The sequence below is a fragment of the Glutamicibacter sp. NPDC127525 genome (assembly GCF_042672105.1).
GTDB lineage: Bacteria > Actinomycetota > Actinomycetes > Actinomycetales > Micrococcaceae > Glutamicibacter.
In genome coordinates, this window is record NZ_JBHXVN010000011.1 from 1 (window position 1) to 25,525 (window position 25,525).

The 25,525-nt window shown below is 63.3% G+C and carries 22 protein-coding genes and 1 pseudogene; 9 read left to right on the plus strand and 14 right to left on the minus strand.

The genetic code is table 11. The features are described 5' to 3' along the window. From ACFVHU_RS17895 to ACFVHU_RS17905, 3 genes and pseudogenes are all read left to right on the plus strand, one after another. Positions 1-135: pseudogene (locus ACFVHU_RS17895) on the plus strand (acyl-CoA desaturase); the annotation flags it as partial. A gap of 464 nt (positions 136-599) precedes the next feature. Further along, positions 600-803, plus strand: coding sequence for a cold-shock protein (locus tag ACFVHU_RS17900; protein ID WP_105658961.1), 204 nt, complete (start codon positions 600-602; stop codon positions 801-803). A 707-nt stretch (positions 804-1,510) separates the two neighbouring features. Further along, positions 1,511-1,945 carry a hypothetical protein gene (locus tag ACFVHU_RS17905; RefSeq protein ID WP_388025855.1) on the plus strand — a complete coding sequence of 145 codons (435 nt, stop codon included), beginning with the start codon at positions 1,511-1,513 and terminating at the stop codon, positions 1,943-1,945. A gap of 106 nt (positions 1,946-2,051) precedes the next feature. Here the strand turns inward: ACFVHU_RS17905 and ACFVHU_RS17910 are convergent, their stop codons facing one another. Further along, complete coding sequence (locus tag ACFVHU_RS17910) at positions 2,052-3,014, minus strand: cation diffusion facilitator family transporter (RefSeq protein WP_332489439.1); 963 nt, start codon at positions 3,012-3,014, stop codon at positions 2,052-2,054. Beyond that, positions 3,011-3,442, minus strand: a complete 432-nt coding sequence (locus tag ACFVHU_RS17915; RefSeq protein WP_332727624.1) for a transporter substrate-binding domain-containing protein — start codon at positions 3,440-3,442, stop codon at positions 3,011-3,013. Before ACFVHU_RS17915 ends, ACFVHU_RS17910 begins: the two co-directional genes overlap by 4 nt. 350 nt (positions 3,443-3,792) lie before the next feature. Here ACFVHU_RS17915 and ACFVHU_RS17920 point away from each other — a divergent pair, with 350 nt between their 5' ends. Next, complete coding sequence (locus tag ACFVHU_RS17920; protein WP_388025859.1) at positions 3,793-5,022, plus strand: CynX/NimT family MFS transporter; 1,230 nt, start codon at positions 3,793-3,795, stop codon at positions 5,020-5,022. Positions 5,023-5,259: 237 nt separating this feature from the next. Here the strand turns inward: ACFVHU_RS17920 and ACFVHU_RS17925 are convergent, their stop codons facing one another. The 5 genes from ACFVHU_RS17925 to ACFVHU_RS17945 form a co-directional block, all read right to left on the minus strand. Further along, positions 5,260-6,147 (minus strand): ABC transporter ATP-binding protein, encoded by an 888-nt coding sequence (locus tag ACFVHU_RS17925; protein WP_286134397.1) that lies wholly within the window; start codon positions 6,145-6,147, stop codon positions 5,260-5,262. Then, the gene (locus ACFVHU_RS17930; RefSeq protein WP_286134672.1) at positions 6,144-7,178 is read right to left on the minus strand and encodes an iron chelate uptake ABC transporter family permease subunit; all 1,035 of its coding nucleotides are present in this window, start codon (positions 7,176-7,178) and stop codon (positions 6,144-6,146) included. The genes ACFVHU_RS17925 and ACFVHU_RS17930 overlap by 4 nt, the downstream gene beginning before the upstream one ends. Before the next feature lie 62 nt (positions 7,179-7,240). Further along, positions 7,241-8,350, minus strand: coding sequence for a FecCD family ABC transporter permease (locus ACFVHU_RS17935; RefSeq protein ID WP_388025863.1), 1,110 nt, complete (start codon positions 8,348-8,350; stop codon positions 7,241-7,243). Positions 8,351-8,355: 5 nt separating this feature from the next. After that, positions 8,356-9,231: a siderophore-interacting protein gene (locus tag ACFVHU_RS17940; RefSeq protein WP_105658956.1), complete on the minus strand. Its 876-nt coding sequence runs from the start codon at positions 9,229-9,231 to the stop codon at positions 8,356-8,358. A gap of 143 nt (positions 9,232-9,374) precedes the next feature. Beyond that, the gene (locus ACFVHU_RS17945; protein WP_133833967.1) at positions 9,375-10,364 is read right to left on the minus strand and encodes an ABC transporter substrate-binding protein; all 990 of its coding nucleotides are present in this window, start codon (positions 10,362-10,364) and stop codon (positions 9,375-9,377) included. Positions 10,365-10,497: 133 nt separating this feature from the next. Between ACFVHU_RS17945 and ACFVHU_RS17950 the strand changes: the two genes are divergently transcribed. Then, entirely contained in the window at positions 10,498-12,246 is a 1,749-nt protein-coding gene (locus ACFVHU_RS17950) for an ABC transporter transmembrane domain-containing protein (RefSeq protein ID WP_388025867.1), read from the plus strand. Next, positions 12,243-14,024, plus strand: coding sequence for an ABC transporter ATP-binding protein (locus ACFVHU_RS17955; RefSeq protein ID WP_388025870.1), 1,782 nt, complete (start codon positions 12,243-12,245; stop codon positions 14,022-14,024). Before ACFVHU_RS17950 ends, ACFVHU_RS17955 begins: the two co-directional genes overlap by 4 nt. 209 nt (positions 14,025-14,233) lie before the next feature. Here ACFVHU_RS17955 and ACFVHU_RS17960 read toward each other — a convergent pair whose 3' ends face one another. From ACFVHU_RS17960 to ACFVHU_RS17970, 3 genes are all read right to left on the minus strand, one after another. Then, positions 14,234-15,277 (minus strand): hemolysin family protein, encoded by a 1,044-nt coding sequence (locus tag ACFVHU_RS17960; protein ID WP_332595308.1) that lies wholly within the window; start codon positions 15,275-15,277, stop codon positions 14,234-14,236. Next, positions 15,274-16,620: a hemolysin family protein gene (locus tag ACFVHU_RS17965; protein WP_133833963.1), complete on the minus strand. Its 1,347-nt coding sequence runs from the start codon at positions 16,618-16,620 to the stop codon at positions 15,274-15,276. Before ACFVHU_RS17965 ends, ACFVHU_RS17960 begins: the two co-directional genes overlap by 4 nt. A gap of 661 nt (positions 16,621-17,281) precedes the next feature. After that, a complete protein-coding gene (locus ACFVHU_RS17970; RefSeq protein WP_388025873.1) occupies positions 17,282-18,070 on the minus strand; it encodes an SDR family NAD(P)-dependent oxidoreductase in 789 nt (262 codons plus the stop codon). A gap of 287 nt (positions 18,071-18,357) precedes the next feature. Here ACFVHU_RS17970 and ACFVHU_RS17975 point away from each other — a divergent pair, with 287 nt between their 5' ends. After that, complete coding sequence (locus ACFVHU_RS17975; RefSeq protein ID WP_105662355.1) at positions 18,358-18,936, plus strand: hypothetical protein; 579 nt, start codon at positions 18,358-18,360, stop codon at positions 18,934-18,936. Beyond that, positions 18,933-20,519, plus strand: a complete 1,587-nt coding sequence (locus ACFVHU_RS17980) for a GMC family oxidoreductase (RefSeq protein WP_105662354.1) — start codon at positions 18,933-18,935, stop codon at positions 20,517-20,519. The genes ACFVHU_RS17975 and ACFVHU_RS17980 overlap by 4 nt, the downstream gene beginning before the upstream one ends. 17 nt (positions 20,520-20,536) lie before the next feature. On the opposite strand, the gene ACFVHU_RS17985 is transcribed toward ACFVHU_RS17980, so the two are convergent. From ACFVHU_RS17985 to ACFVHU_RS17995, 3 genes are all read right to left on the minus strand, one after another. Beyond that, the gene (locus tag ACFVHU_RS17985; protein ID WP_388025876.1) at positions 20,537-21,337 is read right to left on the minus strand and encodes an IclR family transcriptional regulator; all 801 of its coding nucleotides are present in this window, start codon (positions 21,335-21,337) and stop codon (positions 20,537-20,539) included. Between the two features lie 95 nt (positions 21,338-21,432). After that, on the minus strand, positions 21,433-21,753 hold the full coding sequence (locus tag ACFVHU_RS17990) for a putative quinol monooxygenase (RefSeq protein WP_388025879.1): 321 nt from the start codon (positions 21,751-21,753) through the stop codon (positions 21,433-21,435). A 191-nt stretch (positions 21,754-21,944) separates the two neighbouring features. Then, positions 21,945-22,361 (minus strand): cold shock domain-containing protein, encoded by a 417-nt coding sequence (locus tag ACFVHU_RS17995; protein ID WP_388025881.1) that lies wholly within the window; start codon positions 22,359-22,361, stop codon positions 21,945-21,947. Positions 22,362-22,386: 25 nt separating this feature from the next. Here ACFVHU_RS17995 and ACFVHU_RS18000 point away from each other — a divergent pair, with 25 nt between their 5' ends. Then, a complete protein-coding gene (locus ACFVHU_RS18000; protein ID WP_105658944.1) occupies positions 22,387-23,619 on the plus strand; it encodes a glutaminase in 1,233 nt (410 codons plus the stop codon). Between the two features lie 10 nt (positions 23,620-23,629). On the opposite strand, the gene ACFVHU_RS18005 is transcribed toward ACFVHU_RS18000, so the two are convergent. Continuing rightward, complete coding sequence (locus tag ACFVHU_RS18005) at positions 23,630-25,516, minus strand: glycerophosphoryl diester phosphodiesterase membrane domain-containing protein (RefSeq protein ID WP_388025885.1); 1,887 nt, start codon at positions 25,514-25,516, stop codon at positions 23,630-23,632. Positions 25,517-25,525 lie beyond the last annotated feature (9 nt).

The window sequence follows — 25,525 nt, forward strand, 5'->3', positions numbered from 1 at the left end:
GAGCACCAGGTGCCGTACACCGTGGCCAGTGTCCGCGAATCCTACGCACAGGTGATCACCTACCTGAACAAGGTCGGGCTATCGGCCCGGGATCCATTCGAGTGCCCAATCATCTCCGGATACCGAATCCCATAACGGTCTTGCTGCAGGCACAGAACAACGAAATCAGCTCCCCTGGCAGGACTTCGGCTTCCCCTCACAGCAAACCGGCGAGATTAAGTGAGCTCCTCATGGTAGTCTAGATATTAGAGCCAATAAGGAAAATTGAAAATTCCTATTGTTCCTCCCTTGGATTTTTAATAAGCGTTTCCTCGGAATTTTTCCCATGAGAGCGAATCGCATCACTTGAAATATTCGTCCCCACTTCCGTGGTGGGGCAGTCGGTTTGAAACTGCGTTTCTATAGAACCTCTTCGACCGCTATTACATGCGTCTCCAGTGAATTCTTACTCCAGAACTCAGAATTCGATGTTCTGGCTCTCCAAGCTATTCATGCTTGATTAAGTTTCACGGGATGCAACAAAAATAATGGCTTCAGTGCTGCTACGGTGGCACAAGCTCAAATCGCGACATATCGCGAATTACGATTTAGGAATACACATGGCTACTGGCACTGTAAAGTGGTTCAACTCCGAAAAGGGCTTCGGTTTCATTGAGCCTTCTGATGGATCCGCTGACGTTTTCGCGCATTACAGCGCAATTCAGAGTTTCGGATTCAAGAATCTTGAAGAAGGACAATCGGTCGAATACAAGCTTGAATCCGGTCCAAAGGGACCTCAGGCTGCGGACATCCAGGCACGCTAAGCGCGTTTAGGCCGATCACCCCAAAAGCGGGGCAGGCGGTCGACGGGTTCTAACGGTCGTTGCAACATCCTGAACAATCAGGCGTTGCAACGACCGTACCTTTTTACGCCAAAGATCAGCACCCAGCAACCCGACACGGTCCTGAAGAGCAAGACCAACACCGGGCTAGACGCAACGCTTCGATCATGAGCCGGACTAACGAAAGATTTCAAGCCAAGCGAGACCAACGAGGGTTATATAGCCTACAGTTATATTCCTTCCAAGCACTTGACCGGCTCGTTGATACGCGCCGCTTCAGGCATCTGAAGCTTTTCCGGGACCTGCGCGGTCCAAAACGCTCTGGGTATTGAGTGCAGAATTACTTCGATCCACAGCTTTAAGAGGCGAAACAGGAAAGTGCCCATTCGCTATTCATTCAATTCTTCGACTCTAGTTAGCCCGGCAATCTCGTTCTGCTAAATGGATCTCTGCTCCACTGCTTGCGCAGGGACATCCCACTTGAAAACCTGCGAATTGCACCACATTGGGCATGTGTCCACATAAGGCGCCGCTCGGCGGTTGGAAACAAGATGTATTATCAGAAGAACACTCCACGATGAACACCGAGCGCCAAAGGCGAAACCCGGGGGATTCCGCGGCTTTATGCCGCAGAACTTCGTGGGCGGTCACCTTTCGGAGAGCTGCCATCAGCGGAGGATTAAATGAACATGCCTGAACTAAATATGCGCGCCATGCACCGCGTCGAAAAACTTTTACATTGCCCCGAGGCCAGAACCCATCTCACTGCGTACGGCTGGATGGAGGGCATGCCCGTGGTATTCGCGCAACGCACTGATCCAGTAGATGAAGTAATGGGCTTCGTATCGGTCCATGGCCGGGCTGTACTCATGGTTCTTGATGATGACCAAACCGATGACCTGCAGCTATGGCACATCACGGTACCCAGCCCGCTCTTTCCCAAAGTTCCCCACTTGCCAGCTGGAACCACCATCAGCGAACTCTGCTCCCGGCAGCACACGGAGAAACTGATGCCCTTTCGCGTCGCTTTCTGGTCCCATAGCGCGGCAATCCATGAGATTCCCTGCTTTGTGCGCAGCGACTGGCCTGGCCAAGTAGCCACGTCGCCCACCGATATCGGCTAGTCCGGCGGGGCTGCTGGCTCCAGCGCCAGCACCCTGCCGTGCAGGTTCTCCTCGCCGGATCGCCGTGCTTCCACTGCCCTCCAGACGAGGGCGTGGGCCTCGGTTTTCAGTCCTGCTTGAGGAACTCAGGCAGCTCGGGAACTATCGTCACCACCACGTCATATGCTTTCCAGTCGGTTCCCTCTAGCACTTTTCGCGCTTCCTCGGATTGGGCCAGCGTCACGGTATCGGATTCCGGAACGATGAACGCTTCCGTGTGCTGGACCTGGCCGAGTTCGCGGACCCTCAATCCCGCAGTGCGAACCCAATCCAGGGCATGGAGCTGTTCCTCCATGGCCGGGATCAGCGGGTGCGGATCCGTGCCGTCGACACCTTTGGAACGGCGATCCAGCAAATCCGAGGTTGCGGACTTCGTGCTGTCCCAGCCGTCCTTGAGAATGCCGGCAGCGATCACCAGCGCCGCGGTGGAATCCAGCCACCACAACCCAACGCCGATTCCGGCGACACCGACGATCGAAGCAGCATTGGTCTGCCAGTCGGCCTTGGCCATCTTGGAGTCGGCGTAGAGCAGCTTATTGTGCAGCGGTTGGGCAATCTTGATTTTCAACCGTCCCAGCACCACGGCCGGTGCCGCGATCAGCGCCATGACCGCCATCATGATCCATCCTTGCCATACCGTATGGCCAAACAGGTTCATGGTTCCGATGGTCGGGTGCTCCAGTTTAACCAGAGCCGATACCGATTCGTACGCGAGCATCGCGCCGACGACCAGCAACGCCACTCCTGCGACCAGATGCCCGGCTCCCATGGACCGGTGGTAGCCGTAGGGGTGCGAGCGCCGACGAGCCCTCCGGGTGAACTGCAGTGATGCCAAAAAGGCCAGCTGCGGCAGGACTGAGAGCATGTCTTCGATCCACGCTGTGCGCATGGCCTGCGAATTTCCCACCACTAGTGCCACAAGGGTAATGGTGAGCGCCGTGTATCCGATGCTGATCCACTCGAGCTTCGCGGCGCGCGCCATGAGTTCGCGTTGCTCGGGAGGCAAGTGCGTTCCGGCAGCGTTTTTCATGGCATCTCCTGCGTCTGGTCCAGGAAGTACTCCAGCTCGGACAGGAAAGCATTTTCGCCTGGAGGCACGAGCAGGACTATTTTCCTTTCCTTGCCCTTGGCGTCAATGGCGGTCGTGTAGGGACGAGTGACTCCAGCCTTTTCCGACCACGGCGTCTTGGAGGTGATGCCTCCCGCCACCAAATCCAGCTGGCCTGCTTCCAGCTGCTTCACTAGCTGTTCTTCGCCACCAATGGTCCATTGGATTTCGGCACCTGCATGCTGGGCAAAGTCTTCTATGAGCGCTGGTTCGGCGCCCTGGGGTACTCCATCCCGGATTTCCACGAAATCCGAAGCAGGAGATACTCCGGCCCGAAGCGTCCCGGAACGAACCGTGTCCAGGGTTCCTTCGGGGTCCACCGGCACCGCTGGGAAGCAGGCTGTCGCCATGAAGACGCATCCAAGAGCCGCTGCTGCCTTCACTTGCCGGGTGCGGGACGAACTGTGCCGGAACATCATTCCTCCTGAGCTTGATCGGCCGGGTTGGCCTCCAAACTACTCCGAGGACTCGTGCTGCAATGCAACGCCCGGGAAATATCGGCGAACTCTCAGCTCGCACCTGCAACCTGCCGAAGGAGAATTCGCCCTGGGCTAGTGGATCCAGCCCGGAGTTCCGCCGGCAGGGATTCCCGTTCAACGACACGAATGCCGGATCGCTGCCCGGCCCGTGCCACAATCCGAAGTGGACAATAGCGCCGAGCACCAGTTGGCGCGTCCTATGCGAGGAGGCATCGGCGGCAGTGCAAGCCAAAATGGAACAAGTCCAGCAACGGACCAACGCGGCCTGGATCATCATCGTGGCCTCCGGCGTGGTGGCCGGCCTGCACATCTGGAAGCTCGCCCCCGCGCTGACCGTGATCCAGGACGAATTGGGCTTCTCGCTGATTTTCTCCGGCGTGCTGCTGGGCGTGGTCCAGGTAGCCGGCATGGCCGGCGGCCTGGCCGTTTCCCTGCTTTCGGAAGTCATCTCCCAGCGCCGCACACTGATCCTCGGCTTGCTGCTGCTGGTGCTGGGCAGCGCGCTGGGCGCCTTGTCCCCCAGTGCTCCGCTGCTGCTGGCCACCCGCGTCCTGGAAGGGGCGGGCGTGATCATGGCTACCGTCATGGGGCCGGGGCTGGTGCGCCTCCATGCCCCCATCCGGAACCTGAACATGGCCGTGGGGTGGTGGGCCGCCTACATGGGCATGGCCACCTTCATCGGGGTCTTCTCCACGGCGCTGGTGCTCCAGCACCTGTCATGGCACCTGTGGTGGGGCATCCTCGCGTTCATCACCCTGCTGCCGATTCCGCTGATCCTCAAGTTCGTGGGTGCGGATGAACCCGCCGGATCGGCGGCCCTGCGTGAGGCCGCCCGGCGCATCGCCATCACCGCCCGGGCATCGCGCGTGTGGATCAGCGGCCTGATTTTCGGCTGCTACACGGTGCAATGGATGGCAGTAGTGGGGTTCCTGCCCACCATCTACGAGGAATTCGGCCTGGATCCGGTGGCCGGTGGTTTGGCTTCCGCCGTGGTGGGCGGGCTGAACGCGGTGGGCGCGATCATCTGCGGAGGGCTGCTCCAGCGTGGCGCCAATGGGCGCACGCTGCTGCTAGCCGGCTTCGCGCTGATGTCCCTGGCATCGTTCTGCACCTTCGCCTTCGACTACCCGCCTGGGTTGCTGTGGATCCAGATGATCTGCGTTGGCTTCTTCTCGCTGGCCGGAGCGGCCATCCCGACCACCATGACCCGCGTGGTGGTCGATCTGGCTCCGCCCGGCGGTTCGGCCCCTGCCTCGATGGGCTTGACCCAGCAGATCTTCAACATCGGCAACTTCACCGGCCCGATGCTGCTGGCATCCATGGCCACAATCACCGGCGGCTGGAATGCCACCTGGTTGCTGACCACAGGCTTCGCGCTGCTCGGGGCAATGCTGACCTTGCTGCTTTCGCGCAAGAACTCGCCCTTCGAGTCCGCTCGGCGATCCCGGTAGCTGATGCCAGCCCGCGGCGCTTGACCACTGCACAAAAGGCTGCGGGAACTACCCCGTCAGCCAAACTTGCGCACCAAGAGCCCCGGCTATCCGGACCGGTTCCCAAGCAGTCAGGAAGCTCGTATCCAGCCCGGTTCATGGGATGGCCTCTAAACTCCCCCACCAAGGCTCAACCAAGCGACCGGGTTCTTGCCCATGGCAGCATCTTGCGCCGTGGGCCACCCCGGATCCGAGCTATCAATCGACTGATTTCGGCGCGGACTCGTGACGCAGCCTGCCGGGGACGGCGACCATCATCGGACCGGATGTCACCGGATCGGGGTGAATCTCGCAGTGCACGCCAAATGCCTCGCCAAGGCTCTGCGCCGTAATGACATCTTCTGGTGCGCCGGAAGCCAGTATCTTTCCGCCACGCATCATCACCACGGTGTCGGCGTATCGCACTGCCTGATTGATGTCGTGCAGCACCGCGACCACGGTTTTTCCCGCATCGCGTTGCCGGGCGAACAGGTCCAGCAGCTCCACCTGATGGGCGACATCCAGATAGGTTGTCGGCTCATCCAGCAGCAGAATGGGTGCCTGCTGGGCCAAGGTGGTGGCCGCCCAGACCCTCTGGCGCTGGCCGCCGGAAAGCTCGGCCAGCCGGCGGGTGGCCAAGGGAAGGGTTCCGGTCGCGGCCAGTGCAGCGTGGACCGCCGCTTCATCCTGCTCGCTATGCTGGGCCAGCAGCTTCTGATGCGGGAAGCGGCCGCGGGCTACCAGCTGGGCAACGGTGATCCCCGAGGGAGCGATGGCTTGCTGGCTCAACAGCGACACTTCCCGTGCATAGGCCTTGGGCTTGTAGGATGCGATGGGGTTGCCATCCAGCAGCACCCGGCCGGCCATGGGCTTCAGCAACCTGGCCAGCGCGCTGAGCAGCGTGGACTTGCCGCAGCCGTTGGGCCCGATGATCGCGGTGAATTTGCCCGCTTCGAAGGACGCATCGAGGCAATCGATGACTGGCTCACGGCCATATCCCAGCTGCACCCCCTGCACCTCAAGCCGAGGCGCTGGCTTCCGCGCCACCATGCCCGCTCTTACCGCGTCGGCTGCCTGCTGAGCGGGTTCGGTTCCCAATGCGCTCATGCGCGACTCTCCCTTATCAATAGCCAAATCAAATACACTCCGCCAAGGCAGACGGTCACAATGCCGACCGGCAGCTGGATCGGCATGAAAGCTATGCGTGCCACGGTGTCCGCCGACACCAGCAGCAACGCTCCGAAGCATCCAGCCGGAACGAGGTCCAGCTCGGCACGGCCGCTGAGCCGGGCCGAGATCTGCGGGGCCACCAGGGCCACGAAGGCGATCGGCCCAGCCGCCGCGGTGGCCACCGCCACGAGGCCAACTCCTACAACCACCATCGACGCGCGCACCAGCTTGGCATTCACGCCCAGCGAAATGGCCAGCGGATCCCCGCATTCCAGGATCCGGGCATGGCGTTGCAGCAGAACCGCGGCAAGCGCGAAAATGCCAATGCCCAGCAGCGAAGGACCCACTACGGCATTGCCGACCGAGTTCAGCGAACCAGCACCCCATACCGCTGCAGACATGGCTACCTGGCGTTGAGCTGCCAACAGCATGAACGTGTTGGCCGAGGCCAGCATGGCGCCAACGCCAATACCGACCACAATGAGCCGGAACCCTGTGGTCCCGTTGCGGCTGGCGATCATGAAAACCAATGCCGCGGCCGCCAGGCCTCCGGCAATGGAACCCACGGCAATCTGTGCGGCACTCGCGGTGGTGAAAAGCATCAGCGCCAGCGCCGCGGTGTAAGCCCCCGAACTGAAGCCAATCACGTCCGGGCTGCCCAGGGGGTTCCGGGTCAACGATTGGAAGAGTGCACCAGAGATTCCGAGGGCGAATCCGAATGCCAGTGCCAGGACCACCCGGGTCAGCCGCCAGTCGCGGACCACCACTTCATAACGGTGCTCGGAGTTTCCCAGCAGCGCGGGAATCACCTGGTCCATCGGCACACGCACATCCCCGAGGGCCAGGGATATGAGCCCAACCAGCAGCCCGCACAGGGCCAGGGCCGTACCGACCAGCAGCGAGGTGCGATCAAGCCGCCAACTCCAACGGCCACGACCGATCCGCACTTCCCGTCGTCCGGTTGGCACCTGGCACCCTTGCATACGCGCACCGGCTGTCTCAGCCGGTGCTGGGATCAGGGGCTTGAGGCTCATAGGGTACTCGCGTTCTTGCGCCGGGCCAAGGCCAAGAGCACAGGTGCACCGGCAAAGGCGGTGATGATTCCCGCCGAGACCTCCGCATTGGGCAGGATCACCCGGCCCAGGATGTCGGAACCAAGCAGCAGCACAGGGGCCAGGACGATGGTGAAAATCAGGATCCAGCCCTGTTGCACGCCAAACAGCCAGCGCACCACGTGCGGAATCATGAGTCCGACGAAACCAATCGGGCCTGCCAGCGCGGTTGCCGCGCCGCAGAGCAATGTCACCGCGGCGATGACCGCGATCCGCACCGGGGCGATGCGCACGCCCAGCGCCTTGGCCGGAGCATCCCCCAGGGCAATCGCATTCAGCGACCCGGCGCAGCACAGCGCGATGGCAAGGCCCACTGCCACGAAGGGGACAATCAGCAGCACTGCTGGAAGCTCGTGGCCGTTGAGATTTCCTGCGGTGTATACCCGCATCATGTCGAAAATCTGCGGACGCAGCAGCACCAGCGCGGTGGTGATCCCCGACAGCACCGCGCCGAAGGCCACACCAGCCAGCACCAAGGTCGACGGGTCGGCGGCGCGTCCTCCCTTGGAGAGGGTTAATCCGTATACCGCCAAGGTTGCGGCGAGCGCACCGCCCAAGGCCCACCAGATGGCACCGAGCACACTCAGCGAACCGAAAGCAAAACTTGCCATCACCAAGGAGAATTGGGCTCCGGCGTTGACGCCCAGGATGCCTGGATCCGCCAGCGGGTTGCGGGTCAGCGCCTGGATCAGGGCCCCGGCTACGCCCAACGCGACCCCGGCCAGAACGCCCAGGACCGTACGTGGAACCCGCAACTGCCGGATGACCTGCGCCTCATCGGTATTGAAGGAGGGATTGGTGATGGTCTGCCAGACCACGGACAGGTCGATCTGGCGGCTGCCGAAGGCCAGCGAGCACAGCACCGTGAACGCCAACAGGGCAATCAGGCCGGCAAGCCATACCAGCTTGGCTCCCGGTGAACCCACCAGCACCCGGTGCCGTTGGTCCGCATCGGTACCGGCCGCGCTGCCCGGTGGTGCTGCGCCGGGTGGGGCCAGCAACAGCCCGGGGTCCCGTGTGGTTGCCACCGTGCTCAGAGCCCCAGGCGTGCAAGTTCGGACTCGTATGCGATCAATGCCTCGTCGTGGTCTTCGAAGCTGTCCCAGAGGGCATCAAGGGCCTCCTTTATACCGGCATCCAAGGCATCCCACTGGGCACGCCACTTCTCGGCTTGCTCGACCCAGTAGCCAATCACCTTGTATTGGGTGCTTGGCCACCGCAGTTCCCGGTGCAGCATCTTGCGGATCTCACGCAGCGCAGCGGATTGCCCGGCCACCCAGACGTACGGGCGGGTTTCCGATCCGGCCGCCGCCTCAACCGCCTTGCGTGCCACCTTGGGCAACACGCTGGGGGCCACGCCGTTTCCGGCCACAATCCACTGCACGCCCAGGTTCGGCAAACCCGACAGGTCCAGGCGCGAGGCCTCATCCGGGATCTCCACCACCAGCTCGGTGCGCACCTGTTCACCGGTCAGTTCCACCAGCCGTACCGCGGCCGGCAGCCCGGTCAGGTCGCAGATCAGCACCTGCGAGGTTGCTTCCGGCGGGCAATCGTACAGCCCGGTCGGTGAGTTCAAGCCGATCCGGTCTCCTGGTTCGGCGGCCAGTGCCCACGCGGCGGCAATGCCTCCGTCATGGACCACGAAATCGATATCGATCCACCCCTCGCCGCAGTCGCGGATGGTGTAGGTGCGCATTGGCGCGTCCGGCTGCCCCGGAGGCGTGCGCCAGGTATCCCCATCGGCTACCGGAAGGCACAGCAGGCTGCGGTCCTCGGTATGCGGGAAAAACAGGCGAACATATTCGTCGCCGACCCCCGTGCTGGTGAAGCCCTGCACCGCGAAGCGCAGCCGCTTCAGCGTAGGCGAGAGTAGGCGGGTGGATTGCACGGTTGCTTCAAAAATTTCCATGAAAGGATCCTGAATCTGGGGGCGTCGGCTGCTTGAAGTGCGAACGCAGGAGGGGTGGTTGAGCTGCGCTCAGGCGCAGGCAATGGCCGTATCCGTCCGGCCGGGAAACTTGACGGGGCCGGACGGATGCGGCCATGGCTGGATTATCCGGCGAGGTCGCTGCGGACCTGCTGCAGGAACGCTGTGGCGCCCGACGGCGAACCGTAGGCCATTTCCATGTTGTAGGTGTAGATCCGCTCATTCTTCACAAAGGGCAGATCCTTCCAGTAGGGCGACTTGGCCATGGAGGCGATGGACTTGTCCAGCTCGGCCTTCGCATCCTCGCCAACGCCGGTGGACATCCACACCGCGTCCACGTCCTTGAGCCGGTCCAGTTCCTCCAAGCTCAGCGACAGGCCTTTTTCGCGGCTCAACTCGGTGGTCTCCAGGCCAATGGTGTCAAAGACTCCGCATTCGAGGTAGGCGTAGCAGTCGACGTTGACCTTGCCATCCCAGTACCCCAGGGTGGCGACGGTCAGGTCGCCGTTTCCGGCTTCGTCGATGGCGGCTTTGGCTTCGGCACCCGCCTGCTGGTAGTCCTGCAGCCACCGGTCGTACTGGGCCTGCCGGTCGAGGTCCTTGGCGGTCCGCTCGAAGTGCGACTGCCACGTTTCGCCGTCAAAGGCGTTGGTCGTGTAGGTCGGGGCAATGGCCGCGAGCTTCTCATGCACCTCGGCGTCATACCCTAGGCCGTTGAGGATGAAGTCCGGGGCGGCGCCGAGGACGCGCTCGTAGTTGAATTCCGGGTAGTTGGCGAACGGGGTGACCCCCTCCAAGGCTTCCTGGTCGAAGTAGTCCGGGAAGGTAGTGAAGCCGGAGTCGCCGCGAATCGGCTGTTCAGCGGCCAGCGGCACCTCCAGGATGGTCAGGATATCCACGTCGGTGGTGTAGAAACCCAGGGCTGCGGCGGGTTGCTGCTCCAGCGAAACTTCGTGGCCTTGCGGGTCCACGGTCTTCAGCGGGGTTCCTTCGGCCGCCGGGGACGATGGCGCCTGGGAGGCCTCGGAGGACTGGCCGCAGCCGGTCAGGGCCAAGGCCGTGGCGGCAAGCAGCGCGGCTGGGGCCAACAAAGTGCGAGTGATCTTGCGGGTCATGCGGGTGATCCTTAAACGGTCGGCCGCCGGGTGCGTGGACTGCGAGGTCCCACGGAGCGCACCACAAATCGGCACTGAGCATAGGCTAACCTATGTGAGTTACGAAAATAATTAATAGCATATTATGGGTAGCATGTCCTCATCTATGCTCACCGGGCGCACTCTGCTGCGCGGCATGCTGCGAGCCGAACGCGGCCGCATCATCGGCGCCATCGCCCTCCTTTCCTGCTGGACAGCGGGCGAAGCGCTTGTCCCCGCGCTGGTCGGTGCCACCATCGACCACGCCATCGCCGGGCAGAGCTTGCCGCTGCTGGTGGCGTGGCTCGCCGCCCTCGGCCTGTGCTTCCTCATGCTGTCCTCCGGCTACCGCTTGGGTGCACGGCTGGGCAACTCCGGAATGAACCGCCAGGTGCACCTGATGCGAACCCGGATCGCCGAGCATGTCATGGACCCCGGCTATCGGCCTGCCACCGCACGGATGCCCGGGGAAATTGCTGCCATCACCTCGGTGGACACCACCGTCACCGCGACGATCATCCGCCAGGCTTCCCTGGGCTTCAGCGCCTTGGCGGGCCTGCTGGTCTGCGCCGGATACCTGCTCTGGGCCAACCTCTGGGTTGGCCTGGCGGTGCTGGCCATCACGCCACTGGGCATGGCCGCCCTGCGCTGGCTGACCCCCAGATTGAGCCGGGCCAGCGACCGGTTGCAGTCCGATATCGCCGCATCCGGCGCGGCGGCCGCCGATCTCATGGCAGGAGTCCAGGTACTGCGTGGCATCGGCGGCCAGGACCAGGCATCCGAGCGCTACCGTGCCGCCAGCCGCAGCGCCGCCACCGCGGGGGTGGCCTCCGCTTCGGCCACCGGACGGATCGAGGGCGCCCAGGTATTGATCTCGGGGCTGGTGCTGCTGTCCGCCGCCAGCCTGAGCGCCTGGCAGGTTGCTGAAGGAGCCATGGGCATCGGCACCTTGCTGGGTGTGCTGGGCGTGGCCCAGTTCTTGTCCACGCCGCTGGGCACCCTGGTCTCAACGGTGGAAGCCGGCACCCGGTCCATCGCCGCGGCGGATCGCGTTGCCGCATTGCTGGCCGACGGCGGGCGGCAACCCGGAACCCGGCGTCCGGCAGCTGAGCCGGATGCAGCACTTGCCTTGGATGTGCCCGGGCTTGGCGAACGCCCGCTGGTTTTCGTGCCCGGCAGGTTCACCGTGCTGGTCTGCGCCAACGACAGCATGCGCCACCGGCTGGCCAAGCTGCTCAGCGAAGGCTCGGAAAATCCTGGCACCGCGGCAGTCCGCGAAGGTACAGCGGCGGCGGCTGCCGCGCGGCTACTGGTTGATGGAATCGACGCCGCGCAGATCGATCCCGCCTACCTGCCGCAGCTGCTGCGCATGGCCCCGCATCAGGCGCACCTCATCGAGGGCAGCGTGAAGGAAAACATTGTGGGAGACGCAGCGCTGCCCGACCCGCAGACCCTGCAGCTGCTGCTGCGCGCCAGCGGCGTCGACGAGCTGCTGGGCACGCTGCCCGATGGGCTCGAACACCAGGTCCAGGGCCGTGGACATAACCTTTCCGGCGGCCAGCGTCAACGCATCGCACTGGCCCGCGCATTATCCGGCGGACCGTTGGCGCGCGTGCTGCACGATCCAACCAGCGCAGTGGATTCGGTCACCGAGGCGAACATCGCCCAGGGCCTGGTCCAGCTGCGCGCGCATGCCGCCAGCAACGGAGCCGGGGCAGGCACCTTGCTGGTGCTGAGCACATCCCCCACCCTGCTGCATGCCGCAGATGAGGTGCTTTTCCTCGCGGCCGATGGAAGCATCACGCGTTCCACCCACCGCGCACTTGCAGAAAATACGACCTATGAAAAGGTGGTCGGCCGATGAGCGCTGTTCACGACCGGGCAGAACCCTCCGCTCCCGCCCTGCCGACCGCCAGCGCCGCTGCGGCCTGGCGGGCACTGCGGCGAACGCTTCGCCCGCACCGCCTGCTGATCACCTGGGCATCCGTGATCACCCTGGCTGCCTCCGCAACGGCCATGGTCCCGCCGTTTGCCATTGGCATCCTGGTGGATGCGCTGGGCACCGGCGCACCGGGCTCCGCCCTGGTGTGGTGTCTGGCCTCCATTGCCGCCTCCTTGCTCGGCGGCGCGCTGCTGACCTGGTACGCCCGGGTGCTGTACGCGCGCATTGCTGAGCCGACGGTAGCCACGCTGCGCGAGGACGCGGTAGAGCACGCGCTCCACCTGGAGTCGGGAATCCTGGAGCGCGCCGGTGATGGCGAGCTTGTCTCGCGTGTCTCGGATGACTCGCGCCTGATCTCCCAGGCAGTAGCCTGGCTGTTGCCCGCGTTGTTGTCCGCCGGCACGCTGCTGGTGCTGTCGGTTCCAGGGCTGTTCACCCTGCACTGGGTGCTGGGGCTCACCGGGCTGATCGCTGTCCCGATGTACCTGCTCTCGCTGCGCTGGTACCTGCCACGCAGCGCACCGCTCTACCGCGAAGAACGCGAGATCCTCGCTCGACGCACCAATACCTTCTTGAACGCATTCCATGGCCGGGCCATGCTGCATTCGCAGGGCTGGGCGCAAACGCAAATCGATGCCCTTGAACACTCAAGCAACGATTCACGCCACGTCGCGGACCGGGTTTTCCGCATGCTGACCCGCTACTTCGCACGCAACAACCGGGCCGAATTCATCACCATGGCCGCGCTGCTGACCTCGGGGTTCTTCCTGGTCCAGGCAAATGCAGCGACGGTTGGCGCTGTCACCACCGCGGCTCTGCTCTACCATCGGCTGTTCGACCCGATCTCCGAGGTGGTCACCTTGTTCGACATGCTCCAGGAAGCGGGGATCGCGTTGCGCCGGGTGACCGGAGTGTTGCTGGCCGCTCGGCGCACCCCGCTGGCCAGATCCGCGGTTCCCTCAGCTTCTTCCCCTGCCGAGGGACTGACTCTAAGTGGTGTCAGCCACCATTTTGAGACCGGCCCGCAGGTCCTGGGCAATCTCGACCTGCATCTGCGCGATGGCCAGTGCGTCGCCTTGGTCGGTTCGACCGGCGCCGGGAAATCCACAGCAGCCAAGATCTTGTCCGGCGTCATCGAGCCGAGCTCAGGCACCGCCGCATTGGATGGAACCGCGCTGGCCGCCCTGGACACCGCGACCCTGCGCCGCAACATCGCATTAATTTCGCAGGAGACCCATGTCTTTGCGGGAACTGTCCGGGAGAACTTGCTGCTGGGATCCACGGCGCCGTGCACCGATGCCCGGATTCAGCAGGCGTTGGAAACCTGTCACGCTGGCTGGATTAATGCACTGCCCGAAGGCCTTGATACCCTGCTCGGCTCCGATGGGCATCAATTGACGGCCCACGAACAACAGCACCTGGCGTTGGTCCGCATTGAGCTGCTCAACCCGCGCATCATTGTGATGGATGAGGCCACGGCCGAGTCCGGTTCCAGCAACTCGCGGACCCTGGACATGGCCGCCGCCGCGCTGGCTGCCGGGCGCACCGCCTTGGTGATTGCCCACCGTCTCTCCCAAGCGCGTTTGGCCCACCGGATCATTGTGATGGAGCACGGTCAGATTATCGAGGATGGCAGCCATGAGGAATTGCTGGCAGCCGGTGGGCGCTATGCCCAGCTCTGGGCCGCGTGGGAAGGATAGTTCACGTTCTCCTGGCAGCCATGTTCAGTCCGACGTCAAATAGCTGCTGGCTACGGGCTTCACACCGCTCGGGGCGGCGCTGGTGCCCTCGCGCAGGATTCCCCCTATGCCAAGGCGCCGTGATGCCCTGGACGAGCAGAGCTGGAGGCCCGAGATGTCCCATCCTGCCTCCAGCCCCTGCCCGGTGCTTCATTGTCCGGCTTGCGCGGCTAGCTAGCGCTGCGGTGCTCGTCCCTGATCTGGCCGACCAGCTCTGCAAGCATGTCTTCCAAGGTCACCATGCCGGTGACCTTGCCCGTTTCGCCATCACGCACCAGGGCCAAATGGGCTCCGGAAAGCTGCATTTCCTGCAGCGCGGTGCGCACGCTTTGCTGCTGCCCGAAGGACGGCAGCTCGCGGATGCCGCTGGGCTGCAGCGGCCGCGTCCGGGCTTGCGCATCGGCGCCCAGCACGTCCTTGACGTGGACATAGCCCACCGGGGTGCCGCCGGCGTCCACCAGCGGGAAGCGCGAGAAGCCATGCGCGGCCGCCGCCTCGATCTGCTCTATCGTGGCATCCACCGGCAAGGTCTGCACCTCATCGAAGCTGATCGCCACGGACTCGATGCTCCGGGCATCGAAGTGCAAGGCGCCCAGCAGCAGCTGCTCGTCATGCGCATCGAGCAGGCCTCCCTCCCGGGATTCGGCCACCATGGAAGAGACCTCGTCGCGGGTAAAGGTGCTGGCCACTTCGTTCTTCGGAACGACGCCGAAAATCCGCAGCACCAGGTTGCCCATGGCATTCATCAGCCACAGCACCGGGCGCAGCACCTTGACCAGGATGACCATGCTCGGGCCCAGGATCAGCGCCATGCGCTCGGGTCCGGCCAAGGCCATGTTCTTGGGCACCATCTCGGCAAGCACCACGTGCAGGTAGGTCACCGCGATCAGCGCAATCGCGTAGGACAGCGCGTCGATCATGCCTGCCGGAACGCCGATGGCTTCGAAGGGCCCGGCCACCGCGTACTTCACCAGCGGCTTGGTGACATAGCCCAGCGCCAGCGAGCAGACGGTGATGCCCAGCTGGGCACCGGCCATGACCAGCGAGACGTTCTCGATGGCCCACAGCGTCATCTTGGCGCTGCGGCTGCCTTCCATGGCCTTGGGCTCGATGATGCTCCGGCGTGCGGAGATCAGCGCGAATTCGGCGCCGACAAAGTAGAAGTTCGCTGCCAGCAGCGCGACCGTCACCAGAATTCCCATAAGGTCGCTCATCGCGCGTCCTCCCCTTCTGCCTGCTCGGACACCGTCACATCGACACTGGCGATCCGCTGCCCATCGGTGGCGTGGATGGTGAATTCAAGTTCCTTATGCGGTCCACCGGGCTCGCCCGGGACCACGAGGCGCACGACATCGCCCACCTCGCCGAACTTGCCCAGCTGGACGGTCAGCAGTCCTGCCAAGGTCTCGTAGTCCGAGTCCTCGGGGATCTGGCAGCCCAGCAGCTCATTGGCCTCATCCGGCCGCAGTGCCGCATCCAGCCGCCAGGAGTTCCCGGAGAGCACCTGGATGGTGGAATCCTCCGGGTCGTGCTCGTCGCGCACTTCGCCGACGATTTCCTCCACGAGGTCTTCCAGCGTGAGCATCCCGGCGACGTCGCCGGTCTCGTCGATCAGTACCGCCAGTTGCAGCCCGCCGTTGCGCATCTGGTCCATCAGCTCATCGAGCTCGATGGTATCCGGGACCAGGAAGGCATCTTCTGCACTGTCCCCTGCCGCGGACTGCTGCCGCTGGGCGTAGGGGATGGCGAGCAAGGCGCGGATGTGCACCATGCCCAGCACGCGGTGCCCGCCCTCGTCCACCAGCGGGAAGCGGGAATGCCCGGTCCGCGCGGCAAGCTCCAGCACTTCGTGCACCGTCTCCTGGGCGGTCACGGTGATCATCCGCGACCGGGCGGTCATCACATCATGGGCCCGGCGGTTGCCGAAGGCCACGGTCCGGCGCAGCATTTCGGCAGTTTCCGAGGGAAGCAGTCCCTCGCGGGCCGAATGCCCCACCAAGGCCACCAGTTCCTCGGCCGAACGGGTCGAGGCCAGCTCTTCTTGCGGCTCGATGCCGAAGCGGCGGACAATCCAGTTGGCGTTGCCGTTGAAGAATGTAAGGAAGGGCTTGGTCACGACGCTGAAGCCGCGCTGGAACCCCACCACGGCCTTGGCTGTTTCGAAAGGCTTGGCAATGGCCAGGTTCTTGGGAACCAATTCGCCGAAGACCATGGTCAAGATGGTGGCCAGGATCAGCGCAATGGCAATGGAGACCGAGCGGGCCAGGGTTTCGTCGAGGCCGAAGTCCTGCAGCGGCCCGACGACCAGGGCCGCGATGGCCGGCTCGGCGAGGAAGCCGATGCCGAGGTTGGTCAGCGTGATGCCCAGCTGGGCGCCCGAAAGCTGGGTGGACAATGTTTCCATGCCCTTGAGAACACCGGAGGCACGGCGGTCGCCGTTCGCGGCGGCCTGCTTGACCTGATTCCGGTTAACCGTGATCAGCGCGAATTCAGCGGCAACGAATAATCCGCAACCGAGAATGAGGAGAAGCGCTATGAGTAGCGAGATCCATTCCAATTACATGCACCCCCTGACCTGCGGAGCCTGGCCGGCATGCCTTCCGGGCAGAGGGTTGGAACTATGAGATCTACTGTCGCCTGAAGCGTCCATCATTCCCTTCCGACCGGAGTATCTTCCTCCGGCCTGCTGTGTTCCATCAATTATCCGGCATGCTGCGCGCCAAATTGGTTGAACCGTACAATTGTTTGCCCAATCCCCTGCTCTTGCATAGAGATTTCACAAGATTACCGGCAGCCGAGCTGATCGGCTATGCCGGAGATTCAACAAACCTGTATCTTCGGTTCAGATCCATTGGCTTCTTTTAAGTCCGCGAAATACGCTGGTCCGGCGCATGGCGCCCAAGAAGGAGAAGCTCTATTTCCGGGCGCTACCGTCTTCGGCGGTTCCTGACGGGCGTGGCTCACTGGCGTATTGCTCTTAGCTTCTTCCAACGACCTGGACACGCAGTTCAACTAGGCCGAAGACCCGCAGAATTTCGTCATCGTCAGGCACGGCTCCCAAGAATGCGGACGTCGAAGGGCTGACTACCGCTTGCTTGAAGATGCGCAAATGCCTGGGCGGTGGGCACTGAGCCGGCCGCTTGCCGGCTCACCCAACAGCGAAGAGGTTCGCCGCGGAGCTACAGTGCTCCATGGCGAACCTCGTCAATGCCCATGCGTCAGGAGAAGTTGATGCCGCCATCGATCAAGACGGTCTGGCCAGTCATGTGGTCCGAGTCCGGGCCTGCCAAATAACTCACCAGCTTGGCGACGTCCTCCGGCTCGGAAACACGGCCAGCCAGAATGTTGTCCACCTGCGCCTGCAGGGCACTGCCCCTCGGGGTTCCTTCACGCGCCGTGAGCCGCTCGTCAATCAAATCCCACATCGCGGTTCCCACCACGCCCGGCGCATAGGAATTGACGGTGATGTTGTGTTTGGCGAACTCCATGGCGGCCGCTTGGGTCAGTCCTCGCACCGCCCATTTGGTGGCCGAATACGAGGCGAGGATGGGAAACGGACGGAAAGCAACGATGGATGCCGCGCCAATGATTTTCCCGCCGCTGCCCTGCTCAATGAAGCGCTTGGCCGCCAGCTGGTAGGAATAGAAGACGCCTTTGATGTTCACGTCGAGCATGCGGTCCAATGCCTCGGGTTTCACGTCCAGGATCTCGTCAACCTGCGCAATGCCGGCGTTGGCCACGAACACCGTCAGGTCGCCCAAGGCTTCGGTACCCTCCTTGATCATCCGTTCCACGTCTTCGGGGTTCGACACGTCTCCGGCTACCCCGACCGCACGGCGCCCGCGCTGCTGGACGGCGGCGATGACCTCATCCACGTTCTCCTGGGCTCCCGGGACATCGGCAACGATGATGTCCTGCCCATCATCAGCCAGGCGCTCGGCGATGGCCCTTCCAATCTCTCGTCCTGCTCCGGTGATGAGTGCGACCCCTGCGGTGGATCCTGCCATGGTGATTCCTCCTGTTAGATGCTGCTCGGACTTTGAAGCGGCCCCTTGGCCCGTCGAGTCTGCCCAGCTTGGGGCCCGCGCTCGCTCCGGGGATAGCTTCGTTCTCGCAGAGCGATAATGCCCGCAGCGTGGCGCCGAGCGCGTTGCCGGGCCATTCTCACCAGCCGATAACGACGCTGGCAGCACTGTGACGTGCACTACATAATCCAAGTAAGGCTTCACTGCCGGTTTCCCTGCAGAATCAGCGCAGGAACTGACCTAACCGTCTAATAATCGAGGTGACAACAATGGTGTTCCCAGCAAAATATTCATCTCTCAACGCCCTGGAGCTCTCGGATGAGGCTCGGCGGATCTTGACCCGGATCATTCGGGTTTCGTTTCCGCACCCGCAGTTCCCGGATGGGCCCTACGAGCGCATGACAGAGAAAATCATCGAGGCTTCAGCCGAATCCAGCTGGTTCCGCATGGCTTTGACCCAGGGCTTGATGACCCTGGATACGCTCAGCGAAGAGCATTTCCTGGATCTTCCCGATGACCGTGCACTGGCGGTGCTCAAGCGCATCGCGGATCTGGAGTTCTTCGCCTTCATCCGCCGCACCGTAGTCCTCAATTTCTACGATGACCCCGAAGTGCATCAGGCTCTGGGCTACGAAGGCGAATCCTTCTCCAAGGGCGGCTACGTGAACCGCGGTTTCAATGATCTGAATTGGTTGCCCGAACCGCGCATCGAGGAAAGCGGAGAGCCCGTACAAGACCAGGGCCCGCTTCCCTACGCCGTGAAAGCCTACGCACCGGAAACCAGCAGCAAGCCCGTGGACAACGTCCTGGGTGATTCAGGAATCCTCGAGGAAGGGACAACCCGATGAGCACCGAAGAGCAATCGGCAGTGCACGACCATGACGACGACTCGGTAGTTGTCGTCATCGGCTCCGGCGCCGGCGGCGGAACTTTGGCCCATGAGCTGGTTTCCAAGGGCGTCAAGGTGGTCATGCTGGAGGCCGGCCCGTATCTGAAGAATGAGGACTACCACCAGGACGAATGGGCCGCCTTCAACCAGATGGCTTGGCTGGATCCGCGGACCACCTCGGGGTCATGGCGCGTGGCCCGCGACTTCCCCAATCTGCCGGCCTGGATCGTCAAGGCGGTCGGAGGCACCACCACCCACTGGTCCGGGGCCACCCCGCGATTCAAGGCACATGAGTTCAAGGCGCGCAGCACCTACGGCCGGGTCGACGGGGCCAACCTGCTGGACTGGCCCATCACCCTGGACGATTTGGCACCGTACTACGACCGTGCCGAGCAGAAGATGGGCAGCACCCACCGCCACGGGCGTCCCCCTCTGCCGGCCAACAACAACTACAAGGTTTTTGCCAATGGGGCCCAGCGCCTGGGTTACCGCCAGTACGCCACCGGGCCCTACGCAACCAATGCCGAACCCTACGACGGCCGCCCAGCATCCATCCAGGATGGGTTCAACTTCCAGGGCGACAAGAACAAATCCAAATGGTCCACAATGGTCTCGGAAATCCCGAAGTCGCTGCGCACCGGCCTGCTGGATTTGCGTCCCGAATCGCATGCTGTTCAAGTTACCCATACTGCTGCCGGCAAGGTGGACGGAGTCATCTACATAGATTCCGAAGGGAACCCGCAGCGCCAAAAAGCACGCATCGTGGCGGTGGCCGGCAACGCCATTGAAACCCCTCGCTTGCTGATGCTGTCAGCTTCGCCGCTGTTCCCCGATGGATTGGCGAACTCCTCGGGCCAGCTGGGCCGCAACTACATGCGCCACACCACCGGCAGCGTCTATGCCAAGTTCGACCAGCCGGTGAACATGCACCGGGGCGAGACGATGGCCGGGCTGATTGCCGACGAATCCCGCCATGATCCGGATCGCGGATTCTGCGGTGGCTATTACATGGAAACCATCGCGTTGGGGCCGGCGTTCCTCGCCAGCTTCGTGGAGCCCGGCGGCTGGGGACCGGAATTCACTACGCTGCTGGACGACTACTTGAACACTGCGGGCATGTGGATTACCGGTGAGGATATGCCGCAGGAAAGCAATCGAATCACGCTGAACAACACGGTGAGCGACCGCTTGGGCCTGCCGGTGCCGAATGTCCATTTTGACGACCACTCCAATGACCTCGCCATGCGAACGCACGGCTACCAGCAGGGTTCGCTGCTCTTCGAGGCAGTGGGCGCGCGGTCCACGCACCACACTCCCCCGTACCCGTCGACGCATAATCTCGGTACGGCGCGAATGAGCCAGCGTCCTGAAGACGGGGTGGTCAACGCTTTCGGCCAGGCCCATGATGTTGCGAATCTGTTCATCTCCGATGGCTCGCAATTCACCACTGGAGCCGCGGCCAACCCGACCTTGACCATCGTGGCGCTGGCCATCCGCCAGGCCGAGTACATCGTCGAGCAAATGGCCCAGGCCAAGTTGTAGGCTGTCCGGGCACCTCGTTAGTCGGCGCAAGCTGCGCCTAGCATCGAGGTGCCCCGCAGCGCGCGGCTCACCCGCGAAGCCACATCGCGCAGCAGGACGGAGACGTCTCGGTGGCGGGTCTGGAATTCGGCCGGGTCCATGGAAACTGCCACCGATCCGATGACTTGCCCGGCGCCCGTGGTTACCGGGGCGGCCATGCAGGAGGCGCCTCGGATGAATTCTTCGCGTTCGATGGCAATGCCGGTCTCGCGTACGGCGTCCAGTTCTGCGGCAAAGACCTGCGGATCGCAGATGGTCGCGGAGGTCATCCCGGGCATGCCGTGCTTGTCCAGGTAGGCGTGGCAGCGTTCGGCATCCATGGCCGCCAACAGCACTTTGCCGAAGGCGGTCGCATGGGCACCATTGTTGAACCCGAAGCCCATGGGGGTGATGCGCGGGCGCAGTGGCGACTCAACGACGTGGGCCACCACGATATCTTCTCCGCGGTGCACTGCGTAGTAGGCGGCGGCATCGGCCCGCACATGCAATTCGCGGATCAAGCGCGCCACCGAAGGCGGTGTGCCTACCTGCCGGCGCAGCGAGTTATCCAGGGCGTGAAGCTTGTAGCCCAGGGCATAGAGCCCTTCATCGCGCAGGTGGACCAGGTGGCCCGACACGGTCAAGGTCTTGAGCAGGCGATAAACGGTAGGCAAGGGCATCTGCAGTTCTGCAGCGATCTCCTTGGCAGCCATACCCCGGTTATGCGCGGCCACCACGTCCAGCAAGGCGAATGCTTTTTGAACTGAAGCAAGGCCAGCTAGTGAATCGTTATATCCCATAACCCCATCTTGTCGAGGTGAGCTGGGAACTTCAATATGAGTCGCAGCTGCCGCTGGCCTTGCCCCAGCAATTTCAGGGTTCATCGCAAAAGTTGCTAGCTGATTTCCAATTCGCCCATGCGGTCCCAGGTATCGCCTTCGATCTGCCGGCTGACAATGCGCGGAGTTTCAACCAGGGCCGGCGCCATGTCGATCATGGCCTGCTTGAAGTGGTCGCTGCCCACGTGGTCTCCAGCTGCGTCGTCCTGGAAGGCTTCAACCAGAACGAATTCGTTGGGGTCTTCAAGGCTGCGCGACCAATCAAACCAAAGGTTGCCTGGTTCCGCACGGGTTGACTCGGTGAAACTGCGCACCAGATCCGGCCAGCGGTCTGAGCAATTCGGCTTGACTTTGAATTTAACGACAATAAAGTACACGATGACGTCCTTTCGGTAAGCAGCACATCCCTGCAGAAACAGGGCCTACTGCCAGTTTCCCCGGTGCCACGCGGCTGGGCCTATACGCATTATCGACAGGCGAGAATGCGGCAATCCCAAGAGGACAACAGTGTCCTGCAGCAGCCATCCTGTCCGAGACTCCAGGCGCGATAGTGGCAGTGAAATCCAAATCAGAGCAGCCTCAGCAGCGAGTGGTTGCCGGCCAGATCCTCATCGCCCATCACGGCATCCTTCGGCGGTCCCGCTTCAATCTTGTATTCGACTGATTGGCCTTCTTCGACGCTCATGAATCCGAAGCTCTGAATTGCACTGCAATGCGCGAAGGCATCGGCAAATCCGCCAGAAGGCTGGATGAATCCGAAATTGCACGCATGATCAGCCTGCATTTCATGATCTCTCTCCTTATGATCGGGGCCAGCTTTCTGTCCCCATAGAAGTCCCCGCACGGCAAAGCCCTGCGCGGCTGAACGTCCCAGAATTCCAGCAACTTCTGCAGGCACTTTCTGACCGGCCGTAAGCATGGGTACACGGCATAGGGCGCTCTTGCCGATAGGGTGGGCCGTAACCGGAACAATGGCAGAATCCACCCGAGATCCAAGAGGAAATGGCACCATGAAGAATCCGATTCCCGATTACCTCCACGAAGTGCTCGATGCGCTGCGCGACGACACCTCCGGGCAGCGCGCCGGCTACATTCCCGAACTGGCCGACGCCAATCCGGATTTCTTCGCCCTGGCCGTGACCACCGCCATGGGCAGCACCTACACCGCCGGGGATGCCGGGATCGAGTTCACCATCCAGTCCATTTCCAAGCCCTTCGCCTATGCGGCGGCCATCATGGACCGCGGGCTGGAGCATGTGCTGGAACATATCGGGGTGGAGCCTTCGGGCGAGGCCTTCAACGAGCTGTCGCTGGAGGATGGCACCAATCGGCCGAAGAACCCGATGATCAATGCCGGGGCCATCGCCGCCCACGGCCTGATGGTCGGCGCCGACGCCACCGGCGAGCAGCGCGTTGACCGGGCACTGGATTTGTTCTCCGCACTGGCCGGGCGCCGGCTGCGCATCGACGAAGCGGTCTTCAACTCGGAGCTGGGCACCGCGGACCACAATCTGTCCATGGCCCACATGCTGCGCAAGCACGGGATCATCGACGATGACCCGCATGAGGTGGTCACCGGCTACACCCGCCAGTGCTCCATCCTGGTCACCGTGGCGGATCTGTCGGCGATGTCCGCCACCTTGGCCAATGGCGGGGTGCAGCCGTGCACGCACGAGCGGATCATGGACGAGGCCACGGCCCGCCAGGTCATGTCGGTGATGGCGGTAGCCGGAATGTACGACGGGGCCGGCGACTGGCTGACCCGCGTCGGGATCCCCGCCAAGAGCGGGGTGGCCGGCGGGCTGGTGGGCGTGCTGCCGGACCAGGTGGGCATCGGCGCGTTCTCGCCGCGGCTGGATTCGCACGGCAACAGCCAGCGGGCGCGGCGGGCCTTCGAGCGGCTGTCCACGGACATGGGCATGCACCTGCTGGCCCCGAGCCATGGCCGGCTCGATGTCATCGACGTGCAGCGCGGCGGCACGCGCGAGACCTTCTCGCTGCAGGGCAACGTGCAGTTCACCGCAGCTGCCGAACTGCTCGATATCATGTCCGAGTCGCGTTTCGACGGAGACGTGCACGTGGATATTTCCCGGGTCTTCTCCTTCACCGATGTGGCCCGGCGAATGACCTTGGAAGGGCTGCGCCGGCTGCGCAATGAAGGGCGTCGGGTGTTCTTGCATGATCCGCTGCAGTCGCTGGCAAATCCGGATTTGGGCGATGGCACCTATCCGGAGACGCCCTGAGCGCCGGAATCTAGCGGAAGATGTCCAGGTACGCCAGCGCGGAACCCACCCGGTACTCCGCGGCGGGGTTGTTGGCCACCAGGTAGCGGTCCCGGATGGCCAGTTCCACGTTGTCGGTGACGATGCCGTCTACGCCGACGCCCAGCAGCTCGCGGATGGTGGACTCGTCATTAACGGTCCAGGCATACACCTCCCGGTCCAGCGCGTGGGCCTGCTCCAAGAATTCGCGGGTGAAGGAGGCCTGCTCCAGGGTGTAGAAATCGGCGTTCGCCTTCGGCAGCCCGCCCACGCTCATGGCCACGGTCAGCCCGACCCGCAGCTCGGGGCGCTGCGCCTTGATTTCCTTGACTGCCCGGGGGCTGAGCGAATGGTAGATGTTCTGCGTGGTGGTCCCGGTCGCGTCCAGCTGCGCCAGGAAGCGCTCCAGGTAGCCCTTGGATTCGTGGCCGGTGACCTTCAGCTCCACGAGCACCGGGATGCCCAGCTCATCGGCGTGCTCCAGGTACTCCTGCATGGTGGGGATGCGGTCGGCGAAGCCGCCTTCGCGCACGGTGACCTTCCGGACTTCGGCCAGGGTCATCTCGTGGATGTTCCGGTTCACCCCGGCGACCACCAGCAGGTTGGTATCGTGGCTGGCTACGAAATGCCCGTCCGCGGTTTCCTGGAAATCGGCCTCGACGATGTCGGCCTGATGCGTTGCCGCGGCTTCCAGGGCTCCCAAGGTGTTTTCCACCCCGCCTGCCGAGTAGCCGCGGTGGGCCAGGATCTGCGCGTCCCCGGCTCCCGTTGCGGTCTGCCCCAAGGCAGGGGATGCGGCAAAGCTCGCTGAAAGCACCAAGGCCGCGGCCGCGGTCCCGGCGGTGGCCTTCAGTGCGCGCGACTGCGCGCTGCGATGCCGCTGCGAGCGCTCCTGCAGGGTGACGGGCAGTGCCAGGTGCTCGCGGCTCAGGGCCACCACAATCTGGATCGCCACCACGGTCGCGGCTCCGATCAGCAGGAAACCGAGCGTGTGTCCCACGCCGATGCACAGGGTCGCCACCAGCGCGGAGTTCTGCACGCCGAGCAGGCTGGCGGCCAGATCCGAGGTCCATACCAGCGCCTCGACCAGCAGCGAGGCGCACAGGGCGCAGACTCCCAGCGGGATCCCGATCAGCAGCAGGTAGCGCAGGCTGTTGCGGTGCGTGGCCTTCAGGCTAGTGCCCAAGGCAGCCAGCGGCCGCTTCGGCCCGACAGCCAGCAGCGGCAAGGTGAGCACCAGGCGGAGGTTGGCGTAGATGATCGCCCCGATCATCAGCAGGTAGATCCCCGTGCTCAGCGGCGCCTTGAGGTACTCGCGGGTCACGAAGGGCGGGATCCCCACACCCTGGATCAGCACCGAAGACAGGCCCAAGCCGCCCAGCGGCAGGGCGAGGAAAAAGTACACCATCATCAGCGGCGAGGGGTAGGACAGCATCCGGCCAAGGCAGGCGGCGGTCTCGCGGCACTCGGCCCGCAGGTTGGGAGGCTCCCCGGATTGCTGGCGGTTGACCATCACGATCAGTGCCACGAACTGCACGCTCACCGCGCCCAGTGCCAGCACCGCGATGGCCAGCAGGAGAAGCACCGAGACCGGGTGGGCCAGCAGCGCGGTGTAGGTCCGGTCGGTGACGTTGTTCAGCTTGCTGATTTCCAGCGCCAAGCCGAAGAGGTATTTGATCGCAGGGATGACCAGCAAGCCATTAGCTGCCTGCAGGGTGGTGATTACCGCCAGGTAGCGGAAAACGCGCACGTGCCCAAGCTTCAGCACGTGCAGCAGGAAACCGAGGATCTGCTTCAAGGCAGGCAGGCCGCGGCCCGAGGGCAGCGCAGCGACAGGATAGTTCTGCCTGTCCTTGCGCGATGAAATCCTTGAGGCCACTGCTTTGCT